The sequence below is a fragment of the Paenibacillus sp. FSL K6-1318 genome, assembly GCF_037976905.1.
GTDB classification, from domain to species: domain Bacteria; phylum Bacillota; class Bacilli; order Paenibacillales; family Paenibacillaceae; genus Paenibacillus; species Paenibacillus amylolyticus_A.
The window spans coordinates 6,332,606-6,344,296 of sequence record NZ_CP150270.1; the positions used below are offsets into that span (position 1 = coordinate 6,332,606).

12 protein-coding genes are annotated in these 11,691 nt (G+C 48.0%); 4 read left to right on the forward strand and 8 right to left on the reverse strand.

Annotated elements, in window-relative coordinates; genetic code table 11:
* Positions 1-15 precede the first annotated feature (15 nt).
* Positions 16-873 carry a carbon-nitrogen hydrolase family protein gene (locus tag NYE45_RS28360; RefSeq protein WP_076209665.1) on the reverse strand — a complete coding sequence of 286 codons (858 nt, stop codon included), beginning with the start codon at positions 871-873 and terminating at the stop codon, positions 16-18.
* 111 nt (positions 874-984) lie between these two features.
* Positions 985-1,869, reverse strand: a complete 885-nt coding sequence (locus NYE45_RS28365; RefSeq protein WP_340014846.1) for a LysR family transcriptional regulator — start codon at positions 1,867-1,869, stop codon at positions 985-987.
* A 161-nt stretch (positions 1,870-2,030) separates the two neighbouring features.
* Between NYE45_RS28365 and NYE45_RS28370 the strand changes: the two genes are divergently transcribed.
* From NYE45_RS28370 to NYE45_RS28380, 3 genes are all read left to right on the forward strand, one after another.
* Positions 2,031-2,402: a CidA/LrgA family holin-like protein gene (locus NYE45_RS28370; protein ID WP_017691758.1), complete on the forward strand. Its 372-nt coding sequence runs from the start codon at positions 2,031-2,033 to the stop codon at positions 2,400-2,402.
* Positions 2,399-3,079 carry a CidB/LrgB family autolysis modulator gene (locus tag NYE45_RS28375; RefSeq protein WP_062836798.1) on the forward strand — a complete coding sequence of 227 codons (681 nt, stop codon included), beginning with the start codon at positions 2,399-2,401 and terminating at the stop codon, positions 3,077-3,079. The genes NYE45_RS28370 and NYE45_RS28375 overlap by 4 nt, the downstream gene beginning before the upstream one ends.
* A gap of 105 nt (positions 3,080-3,184) precedes the next feature.
* On the forward strand, positions 3,185-3,703 hold the full coding sequence (locus tag NYE45_RS28380) for an AbrB/MazE/SpoVT family DNA-binding domain-containing protein (protein ID WP_340014847.1): 519 nt from the start codon (positions 3,185-3,187) through the stop codon (positions 3,701-3,703).
* A gap of 193 nt (positions 3,704-3,896) precedes the next feature.
* Here NYE45_RS28380 and NYE45_RS28385 read toward each other — a convergent pair whose 3' ends face one another.
* Entirely contained in the window at positions 3,897-4,277 is a 381-nt protein-coding gene (locus tag NYE45_RS28385) for a DoxX family protein (RefSeq protein ID WP_076333762.1), read from the reverse strand.
* A gap of 433 nt (positions 4,278-4,710) precedes the next feature.
* Between NYE45_RS28385 and NYE45_RS28390 the strand changes: the two genes are divergently transcribed.
* Positions 4,711-5,010, forward strand: a complete 300-nt coding sequence (locus NYE45_RS28390; protein ID WP_026081419.1) for a helix-turn-helix domain-containing protein — start codon at positions 4,711-4,713, stop codon at positions 5,008-5,010.
* A 113-nt stretch (positions 5,011-5,123) separates the two neighbouring features.
* Here NYE45_RS28390 and NYE45_RS28395 read toward each other — a convergent pair whose 3' ends face one another.
* From NYE45_RS28395 to NYE45_RS28415, 5 genes are all read right to left on the reverse strand, one after another.
* Positions 5,124-6,128 (reverse strand): Gfo/Idh/MocA family oxidoreductase, encoded by a 1,005-nt coding sequence (locus NYE45_RS28395; protein WP_340014848.1) that lies wholly within the window; start codon positions 6,126-6,128, stop codon positions 5,124-5,126.
* A 68-nt stretch (positions 6,129-6,196) separates the two neighbouring features.
* Entirely contained in the window at positions 6,197-7,855 is a 1,659-nt protein-coding gene (locus NYE45_RS28400; protein ID WP_340014849.1) for an FAD-dependent oxidoreductase, read from the reverse strand.
* A 463-nt stretch (positions 7,856-8,318) separates the two neighbouring features.
* Positions 8,319-9,806 carry a glycerol kinase GlpK gene (gene glpK, locus NYE45_RS28405; RefSeq protein ID WP_340014850.1) on the reverse strand — a complete coding sequence of 496 codons (1,488 nt, stop codon included), beginning with the start codon at positions 9,804-9,806 and terminating at the stop codon, positions 8,319-8,321.
* 29 nt (positions 9,807-9,835) lie between these two features.
* Entirely contained in the window at positions 9,836-10,405 is a 570-nt protein-coding gene (locus tag NYE45_RS28410) for a glycerol-3-phosphate responsive antiterminator (protein ID WP_062836792.1), read from the reverse strand.
* Between the two features lie 193 nt (positions 10,406-10,598).
* The gene (locus tag NYE45_RS28415; RefSeq protein WP_169479918.1) at positions 10,599-11,366 is read right to left on the reverse strand and encodes a GTP cyclohydrolase II; all 768 of its coding nucleotides are present in this window, start codon (positions 11,364-11,366) and stop codon (positions 10,599-10,601) included.
* Positions 11,367-11,691: the final 325 nt, after the last annotated feature.

Sequence of the window (11,691 nt, forward strand, 5' to 3'; positions counted from 1 at the left end):
TATAAAAGTTGCTATTTACTCCCAATCGGTATACAGATCGGTACGGCGGTCACGCCAAGTCGTTACCGATCCACGTTCACGCACCTCATACAATAAGTCCAGATCCAGATCGGCGGTCACAATCATATCGTTGTTAATCTCACCTTCGGCCAGAATGCCACGTGGCGGGAACGGGATATCATTTGGCGTAATAATCGCTGCCTGTCCATAGTTAGCACGCATGAAATCAACGGTTGGCAGGTTGCCCACTGTTCCGGTTAACACAACGTACACCTGATTCTCCACCGCGCGGGCATGACTCGTATAACGCACACGGTAGAATCCGTGACGATCGTCCGTGCAGGAAGGACAGAAGATGACATCAGCGCCTTTGGCTTTGGCCATCCGCACAATTTCAGGGAACTCAATATCGTAACAGGTCAGCATCGCAATACGGCCTTTATCCGTGTCGAACACCTCAAGCCCATCCCCGGGAGCCATATTCCATTCCTGTACTTCGGTTGGTGTGATGTGAATCTTGTCCTGACGCGCGATGCGACCATCCGGGTAGAACATGTGGGCTGTATTATACAGCTTCCCCTCACGTCGAATGACGTGGGTTCCCCCGATAACGTGCATACCGTACTTGGCAGCAAGTGACGTGAACAGTTTTTCATATTGCTCCGTAAAGTTCGGCAGATCCTCAATTGTCAGTGCATTGCCTTGTTCGTCCCCAATGGACATTAATTGCGTTGTGAAAAATTCCGGGAACAGCACAAATTCGGTTCCGTATTCGCTCGCTGTCCGTATGTAATGCTCAGCCTGAGCGGCGAACTGCTCAAACGAGCTGATTGTGTGCAATTGGTATTGTACAGCGGATACCCGCAGTTTCATGTTCGTACACCTCCACCATTATTATGCTTCCATTGTAACAACGATCCGGGGTCAACAAAAGAGTATTTACACTGGGCACTACAATGACAGAACCACCTTCCGATCGCTTCCCTACTCACCCAGCATCGACTGTGTGAAACCAATCCATTCTCTCGTGGCAAATGAAAGATAACGGTCCTTCCGCCAGATCATGCCGAGCTGCCATGGAATCACCGGTTCCACCACGGGTATGATCCGCACGCGCATATGGTCCACTTCACGACAGATCGTCTCCGGTAGTAAGGCTACACCCAGATTGGCGGCAACCATCGCGCTGAGCATATCCCACTGGGAGCTTTCATATACCACCCGGGGCTGGAACCCCGCATGTTGGCATGCCACAATAATCCGGTCATGCAACGCAAAATCTTCCCGAAACAGTACGAATGCATCCTGTTCCAGTTCGCGCAGGGCAACCGATGCTTTACCCGCAAGCGGGTGCGAAGGGTGCACGATCAGATTCAGTTTCTCTTCCACAAAAACAAAGTGATCCACCAGTTCATCCACGGTTGGCAGAACAGCAACACCGATATCCAGTGCACCGCTGATCACATCGGCCTCCACTTTTTTGGCACCGTCCTCGAACAGTTGAATGGTCACCTGGGGGTAGGCTTTATGGAATTCACCGATAATCATCGGAAAGAAGCTGGAACCGATCATTGGCGGAAGGCCAATCCGCAGATGGCCTTTCTTCAAGTTCATCAGATCGTCCAATTCAGACGACAGATTGCGGAACGATTTTTCAATCTCGAGTGCCTGCCGAAAAAACACATGACCCGCGTCCGTTAGCTCAACTTTTTTCCCATAACGATCCAATAACGTGATACCCAATTCCTCTTCAAGACTCTTGACTGTCTTGCTGATGGTGGGCTGGGTGATATACAGAATTTCAGCGGCTTTTGTGAAGCTCTGCTGCCTGGCGACTTCCAGAAAATACTGCAAATGGCGGATATCCATCGCGTGGTTCCCACCTCTCATAGATAAATGGAATAGTAAACATTCTTAATATGCATTTTACTCATGAAAGAATGCCATGTAAAATTTGTGATATCAAGTGAATCATTTTCATTTTCATAATAACTTAAACGATTACGTTGATTATACAAGGAGGGATTGAAGTGAAAAAATGGGGCCTTGGTATTGCACAGGTTGCGCTCTTAATGGTTTTTTCACTGCTCATGGACCTGCTGGCCCGTACTCTCCATCTTCCTGTACCGGGTTCAATCCTCGGTATGGTCGTGCTATTCATTCTGCTTCAGACTCGTGTCGTGAAGCTGCGCTGGATTGAAGTTGGAGCTGCCTGGCTGCTCGGCGAACTACTGTTATTTTTTATCCCGTCAGCCGTTGGCATCATGAACTATATGCCCATGTTGGAGCATGACGGATTGCAAATTTTATTCATCGTACTGCTTAGTACATTCCTGGTCATGTCCTGCACAGGCCTGGTTGCTACACGAATTGCCAAACGAAAGGAGCGTCACACTGGATGATTGGATTCCTCTGCCTGTTGTTAACCGTCGGTATCTATTGGGTTACCAAACGAATGTATCGCAATCTGCCGAAAGTATATCTGTCTCCACTGCTCATTACGCCGCTGCTTGTCGTTGGCATATTGCTCGCAACCGGAACGGATTATACCACCTATAGCAGTGGCGGCAAATGGCTGAGTTTGCTGCTTCAACCGGCCACCGTGGCTTTTGCAGTACCACTCTACACCTTTTTCCATGTACTCAAAAAACATATTTCCGAGATTGTCTTCAGTGTGATGACCGGCTCGGTCGTTGCCGTACTTTCTTCTGCCCTGCTCGCCAAATGGTTACGCCTGGATTCAGGGCTGATTCACAGCCTGATCCCGCGCTCCATTACAACACCCATTGCCATGAACGTATCGGCTACAATCGGTGGCATTCCCGCAGTGACAGCTGTATTTGTTATTATGACAGGCCTGCTCGGGGTGATAATGGGCCCTTCGATCGTTAAGATGCTGCGCATCGATGGGGAGATTGCACGAGGCACACTGTTTGGAACCGGTGCCCATGGCACAGGGACATCCAAGGCGTTTGAACTGAGTTCCCTGACCGGTACCATCTCCAGTATCTCCATGGTGCTCGCCGCATTGTTCACTTTAGCCGTTGCCCCCATCCTTTCCAAACTTATTTTCCCATAATAGATGGAATTATCCCACTTTTTTGAAATATTATTGTTGTATTAAAGCCCTTTCTTCCTTACAATAAGGACAGGTTTTAATTGTGAATATTGCGGGGGAGATGCGATGAAAAGAACCGGAATGAAGAGATCTCTGGACCGTCTTGGACGAATTGTCCTTCCCAAAGAAATGCGGGATACGATGGAAATCCATATCGGCGATCCGCTTGAGTTTTTCATTGAAGGAAAAGAGTTGATTTTAAGAAAGTACAAATCAACATTATGTATTTTTTGCGGTGATGTAGATACGGAAATGTATTTCAAAGAACAATTCATCTGCCGGACTTGTGCAATTCAATTAAAACACCCGGATGACTCTCCCGACTGGTTCGTACCTCAGAACAAACAGGCTCCTGCACCCGTGGAGCGTCCTGCTACCAAATCCGCCTCAGTCTCATCTCCCGCTAGGGAAGAAGGGACCACAGCTGACAACCAAGAATATCCGGACCTGCGGCCGAAGACGGCACGCATGCTGCAACAGATGAAAGAAATTGTTGAACAGAATCCCGGTTTGGCTCAACAGCAAATTGCGGAAAAGCTTGGCATTAGCCAAGGACGCGTCTCTCAATTAAAAAAGTTACTATAATAAGAATGGTATTCGATCATTTATAGTCAGAAGACCTTCCGATCAGGAAGTCCCGCTGCAAGAGAACCCGTTATGTTTCGTGGGTTCTTCTTTTTTTTATTCAATACATTCAAAACATAAAAAAAGATGACCTCTGCTCATCTGCAGCGATCATCTCATAATATAGGTCCAGATCTTCTAATGAATCCCTCGCTTACGCCTGAATCGCGTCCAACTGTCCTTCTTCTTCCTCTTCCAATCTGCGCATGCCCACAACCAGAACAATAATGTTAGCTACCAGCAATACAGCCGGGAACGGAACAGCAGCATATTGTGCATAGATCAGATGACTTCCCACGGCCCCAATCAGAATGAATGTCAGTATGCCAGAAGCCAGGATGCGAGTCCGTGGAATGAGCAGCCCTACTGCACTAAGCAACTCGGCAGCGCCCAGCAGATACATGGTCCATGTTGGATAAGAGAAACTCTCGAATGTCTGAATCATCATGTCTGCTCCACTAATCTTGTTAAACCCTGTCATGACGAATACCCCTGCAAGCACAACCAGAAAAACATAACCCAAAATTTTGTTCATATGTATATCCTCCTATAACGAATTGTATGTTCCTACTATGGGATGATTAAATTTGCGATAAAACGTAAAAAAAAGAATCTATGTAAAAGTTCCCAAAGGTAACTCTGTTTTCATATGGTCAGTCTGATTCACTTTCAAAATAGTACGCGTTCATATTATACGTATTATTTATCACCAACTTACTTTTATGAAGTAAGTATATAATAATAATATAATTTCTTCAAGTAATTTTTCACTGAATGATGTATAATACATACAAAAGGTATGTTACAGTATATTTTGTAGTAACCCTCATTTACTTGGATGTCCTATATTCTTAGAGCGGCAGAAATCATGTCCTTTCATATACAACTGCGAATACACTGCGAAAAAATGATCATGAATTGAGGTGAACACGTTGAAGCTGAAAAAAGTAAAAGCACCAAGTCCCTGTATGATCACTCAGGCCATAGACATTATAGGCAAGAAGTGGGTACTGTTAATCATGTACCAACTGTTGTCCGGACCCAAGCGGTTTACGGAGCTTGAAGCAGAGATGGCGATCAGTGGACGACTTTTATCCGAGCGATTGAAGGAAATGGAGACGGAAGGTATCGTAACCCGGCACATGTTTCCCGAGATACCTCCCCGTGTAGAGTATGAATTAACACCTAAAGGCAGAGCCATTGAACCTGTCATTGATCAGATCTACAGCTGGTCTTCCGACTGGTTGAAACAGCAGAAATCCGAGTAGTTGAATTCCTGCTCCATGACATTACACTCCACACAAACACAAATACGCCTAAATCAGGCTGATCTGCGGATCAGTTCTCGATTCAGGCGTATTTATATTACATTCAACTTTTATTAATGAGAAAGATGCTTTGAAGGCTGAAGTTTTACAGGCAGGCCGGAATCTGCCGATGCCAGCGCCGCCGTCGTAATCTCCTGTGTACGACAGGCATCCGCATAATCGGACAGAATGCGTGAACGGTCTCCCGTACGCAGGGCGTGAATGAACGCTTCATTCTCACGCTCGTATGGATTATGTCCTGCCGGAATTTCCAGACCTGCCATCGCATGTGATGCGGCACTTGGCAGAAGCAAACGTTCCGGCGTCCAATCCCACACGCCTGCATCCGTGTAGAACTGCAGCCCTGCGCCGCCCTCTCCGTCAGGCAACAGACATGTATTGGCGATACTGGCAATCGCTCCACTTTCCAGCTTGAGCGTCACATTTGCCACATCGGCAACAGTGACATGCTCATGCTTCTCATGCATGCTACGCTGAGCTGCTACGGCATATACCTCCGTGACTTCTCCTGCACAATACCGAAGCAAGTCTACAATATGTGTAGTCTGCTCCACGAACTGTCCTCCTGAACCATCCTGACGCCGCCACCAGGCAACCCCTGGCATTCCGCCCATCCAGCGGCCAAGAGCCATGCCGACCGTCTGTTCTTTCATGGCCTGCTGCAATACCTGAGCAGCCTCCTGATAACGGAAATGGTATCCGACAGAGGTTAACAATCCGCTCTTCTGCACCTGATCCAACACCTGACGTGGAACGTCCATTCCAGTACTCAGCGGCTTCTCGACTAGGAATGGAATTCCGCGACGATTCAATTCAGACTCAATCGATCCGTGAGACATCGGGGGCACACAGATATACACCGCATCCAGTTTCTCACCATCCAGCATATGTTCAAGTTCACCGTAACCAACAGCATCATAGACGGAGGCCATAGCCTCTGCCTTTTCCAACGTTGTTCCACAGACACTCGCAACACGAACACCTTCCATTCGTGCGAGAATATCCGCATGTACCTTACTGAACCAGCCTGTTCCAATGATTCCGATCTGTAATGTCATGGATGTAATCCCCTCTCTGTGTTACACGCTTACATGTTCCATTCGACTCTCAGCCTTGAAATCCTGCCTCAGATTTTGCCGGATGCTTCCAACAACAGCTGATCCAGTTCCTGTGCATGCAAGACCGCTTGCTCTTCAGACCAGTTCAAACGCCCGGCCATATAGGAGATCACAGCTGCCTTATAACGGCGGACTTCATCTATACGGAAAAATAAATCGCCTGTTCTTCGTACCAAAAAATCTGATGGAGTTACTGCCATCTCTTCTTCGATCGCATAACAGAGCATCAGCAGCAGCTCCTGTGGCATGCCATGAAGCTCGGCCTTGGTCCGTGGATCAGGCATTCGCTCATACAGTGCCTCCACATTGGAACCATACGTGCGAGTCAGCCGCTCTGCAGCAGGTCGAGCAAGCCCCAGAGCGACGCCATCCTTGATCTTGCGCTCCGCATACGATACGAATCCAGCCGATCCCCCTACGTCACCGCCGGAGATGGGCATCTTCTTCGTTACGCAAGGGCCTATAGAATGTCCATGCTCCTGCTCCATCTGACGCGCGACCAGATCAACGACCATCTCCGCCATTTTGCGGTACCCGGTTAACTTGCCCCCGGCAATCGTAATCAGATTGGAATCAGAGACCCAGACTTCGTCCTTACGTGAAATCTCGGAAGGATTCTTGCCTTCCTCATGGATTAGTGGACGCACCCCCGCCCATCCGGACTCCACATCTTCCGTACCAATCTGTATATCTGGAAACATGCCATTGACTGCATTAAGGACATAATCGCGGTCCGAGTCGGAAATTAGGGGGTGTGCAGGATCTTCCTGATATACGGTGTCGGTCGTTCCTACATAGGTTTTGCCATCACGTGGGACAGCAAACACCATTCGACCATCAGGTGTATCAAAATAAACCGCCTGTCTTAACGGGAATCGTTCACCGTCAAAGACCAAGTGAATACCTTTGGTCATCTGTAGCGTTTTCCCCTGGCGCGAACCATCCAATTCCCGCAGCCCATCCACCCATGGACCTGAAGCATTGATCACCTTGCTTGCTTTGAGTGTATAGGTCTGGCCACTGATCTGATCCATGGCTTCTATACCTGTAATTTTGCCATTCTCCTTCAGGAAACCTGTCGCCTTCACATAGTTCACTGCCTGTGCCCCACGTTTGACAGCTTCTTTCATGACTTCAATGGTAAGCCTGGCATCGTCTGTCCGGTACTCCACATAGAGCCCACCACCCAACAACCCCTGTTTGCGTAGTAAAGGTTCGCTATCTGACACCGCTCCGGCATTCAACATTTGGCGCCGTTCACTGCGCTTCACCCCGGCGAGCCGATCATACACCATCAGTCCAATGGATGTGCTGAAGCGGCCAAACGTACCTGCCGTATAGATCGGTAGCAACATCGGTTCAGGTGTGGTCACATGTGGCCCATTCTCGTACACTACAGCCCGCTCCCGTCCTACCTCCGCAACCATCTTCACTTCATATTGCTTCAAATAACGCAATCCGCCATGGACAAGCTTGGTCGAACGACTGGATGTACCTGCTGCAAAATCCTGCATTTCGACAAGCGCTGTCTTCAATCCACGGGAAGCCGCATCCAATGCAATCCCTGCGCCTGTGATCCCACCGCCAATAATCAATACGTCAAAATGTGCATTCGCCATGCTTTGCAAATATTCGGTTCGGTGTGCTGACGAGAACGTTTCTGCCATCCTTGAACCTCCCATTGATTCCCTTTATGTTTCCGCAAAAAAACAAAAAAAGGACCACGTCATTCGCTCAGCAATTGCTGAGCGGCACGTGGTCCCTCCCGATCTCCAGACATCATTTTTTAACTTGTGCCTTTATCCTATCACAGATTTTTGACGGCGTGAAGTCCTGAAATGACACATTATTCAAAAAAAATTCAAAAAGTTGTTCTGCCAAAGGATGGAATTTCAAATGAATCCACTAACCTTAACATTTTCCTTATAGTGGGTATAAGGTTTTGCTTCTCCAGGAAGAATAACCCTGTAAATTGTGCAGCATTTTCCACCAGTAAATATCATTTATAACATAAGTTTAGCGAAAAAGTACAAATACCCACATCGTGAGGATTGCAGTTCAATTTCATTTCTTTTATTTCAGCATTTTTCATAATTCGAACATCCCGCTCAGGGGATTTATGAAAAATGCTTATTTGAAGGCCATTGCTGCGTTCACTGCACGCTTCCAGCCTGCATACAATTCTGTCCGTTGTTCCTCAGCCATAACAGGCTGGAAGACACGTTCGGTATTTTCATGATCGGTCAATTCATCCGCACTCGTCCAATATCCAACCGCCAATCCTGCCAGATAAGCCGCACCCAATGCCGTCGTTTCATTCACCGTTGGTCGTTCGACAGGAATGCCCAGAATATCACTCTGGAATTGCATGAGGAAATCATTGGCCGCCGCCCCGCCATCGACACGCAGAGCATGCACGAGAATACCCGAGTCGGATTCCATTGCCTCCAATACATCTTTGGTCTGATACGCCAAAGCTTCCAGCGTAGCACGGATGAAGTGCTCCTTCGTCGTGCCTCGGGTCATGCCAAACACCGCACCTTTAACCTCACTATCCCAATAAGGGCTGCCCAGTCCCACAAATGCAGGTACCATATAAACGCCGTCTGTCGAAGGCACGCGTGAGGCGTACTCCTCACTATCTTTTGATGAACGAAGCATCCTTAATCCGTCACGCAGCCACTGAACCGCAGACCCTGCAACAAAAATGCTGCCTTCGAGCGCATATTCAACCTTGCCATTCATCCCCCAGGCAATCGTCGTAATCAGTCCGTGATCGGATTGTACCGGGTTCTCTCCCGTATTCATAAGCATAAAACAACCGGTCCCATATGTATTTTTCATACTGCCCTTGGTGTAACAGCCCTGACCAAACATCGCTGCCTGCTGATCTCCTGCCGCTCCCGCAATCGGAATCCGATGACCGAAGAAATGATAATCTGTCGTATGTGCATACACCTCGGATGAACCTCGCACCTCTGGCAGCATGGCCTTGGGAATGTCGAGGATAGCCAACAATTCGTCATCCCATTGCAGATCATAGATGTTATAGATCAAGGTACGTGAGGCATTGGATATATCCGTGACATGTGTACCCCCGCTCAGTTTCCAGATCAGCCAGCTATCAATCGTGCCAAATAGCAATTCACCCTTCTCGGCCCGCTCCCGGGCACCAGGGACATGATCCAGAATCCACTTGACCTTCGTTCCCGAGAAGTAGGGATCGATCAGTAATCCTGTTTTGCTTCGGAAAAGGTCTCCGAGTCCCTGCATCTTCAATTCTTCACAGATATCTGCGGTCTGTCTGGATTGCCATACCACTGCATTATAGATGGGTCTGCCTGTTTCTTTGTCCCATACCACAACCGTCTCACGTTGATTCGTAATTCCAATTCCGGCAATCTGGACCGGCTTGATCCCGCTCTCTGCCAGACATGAAGCCATCACGGCAAGAATGGAACTCCAGATTTCGTTGGCATTCTGCTCTACCCAGCCCGGTTTGGGGAAGTATTGAGGGAATTCCTGCTGTGCAATGTGCACAATCTCCCCGCCGCGATTAAACAGAATAGCTCGGGAGCTTGTCGTTCCCTGATCCAGAGCCAATATATATTTTTCCATACAGACAACCTCCTGTTGTGGGTTCTTTTTTACGGTGTAAGCGATTTCTCAAAGTGTCGGATCAGATCTGCGTTGGATGTGGTCACTGCCGTAGCCCCTACGCCAAGTGCAAGTTCAACCTCTTCCGGTGAACGGATCAATCCCCCCGCAATAATCGGGATACCGGTGCGCACAGATACTTCCGCAATAATATGCGGAATGACGCCAGGTAGTACCTCAATATAATCAGGTTGGGTTTTGGCCAGCAACAGATAACTTTTCTCCAGTGCATGGGTATCCAGCAGAAAAATACGTTGAATCGCTGTAATGCCCTTCTGCTTCGCCTTCTGAATGACACTTGCTCGTGTTGAGATCAGTCCTGCCGGGCGAATGTGCTGACACAGATACTCTGCGGCATACTCATCGTTTTTCAATCCCTGTACCAGATCTGCATGCAAAAGTATCTTTTTGTCATACCGCCGCGCCTCGTCCATTACACTCTGAAGCTGTGCAATATGAGTTTCCAGCATCACCCCATAGGTATAAGGGCCTTCAATTATCGCTTCAAACTGCTTCATGCTCTTCGCAGCTGGCAACATACGTTGTCCCTCAAATGGCACCTTCGTTCCTCCCGCATTCATCAGATGCCTATATTGTATAATCCGTACTGTGCGAACGGCAAGCCATTCCGTGAATCAGAAAAATCTGAGCGCTACGCCATTATCCATGCAAAAAAAGCCGCTGTATACTTCTCCATGGCGGAGAGTACAACAACGGCTAATCAGCTAATCGTATATGTTCAATGAGTAATGATTAAGCCTGCGCATGCGGAAGCAGCGTCTCTGCCCCAGCCCAGCCATCACTTTCCGCCAAGTGACCAGAACGGTTCACTTTCGTTTGCAGATATTTCTCGTTGAAAGCAGAACGATCTCCCCACAGTGGGACACGTCCGCCCACATTCAATCCTGCTTCCTGCAAAGCAGCCAGCTTCCGTGGGTTGTTCGTGATCAATGTAACCGGTGCGGAGCGAAGTGCACGCAGCACAGCAATCGCATCGTCATAATTACGAGCATCGTCCGTGAATCCGAGCTGCAAGTTCGCATCTACCGTATCCAGACCTTCTTCTTGCAAAATGTACGCCATGGCTTTGCTGAACAGACCGATGCCACGGCCTTCATGGTTCGCAAGATAGAATAGTGCGCCTGCCCCGTGTGCGGCAATCATCTTCATGGATTGCTCCAGTTGGAAGCCGCAGTCACAGCGTTTGCTGCCAAAGATGTCGCCTGTATGACAGATACTGTGCATGCGAATAAGCGCATCCTGTGCTTCGGCAAAGTCGCCATACACCAGGACACTGGATTGCTGGCGCTCTGCCAGTTCAGCAGCAGCAAGAGATTCGATTAACTCCCCGCTCTCCATTGCCTTGTCTGACTTCATCCAGCTGTACCACTGGAATGTCTTGGTCTCCCCATCAAGGTTTACCGGGAGCTTAATTGGTCCCACGAGGTATATGAATTCTTTTCCACTCGGAAAAGTCTGAATTTTGGGGGCAAGCAGTTGAATAATATGTGAATTGATCATTGTCGTTCCTCCTGTTTAGGCCAACTTGTCTGTTGATTGATTCGCATCCAAAGCGAAAATGGATCACTTGGACGTTATATAGTACGTATCTATATTATTCTCATCATCATTAGTTACTTTATGTAAGTTAGTTTAGAATAAAAATTATAATGTGTCAAGTAACTTTTATTTTTAAAGTAACTACCCAATTTATGTTACGCAACCGACACAAATATGTGTTTCATTTCAGGAATATTGGGTATGAGTTTATAAACTGCTCATACACTAATGTTGTAGTCCAAAGCACTTCATGCCTCGAACTTAACGATGAGGGGGTAATGCACAT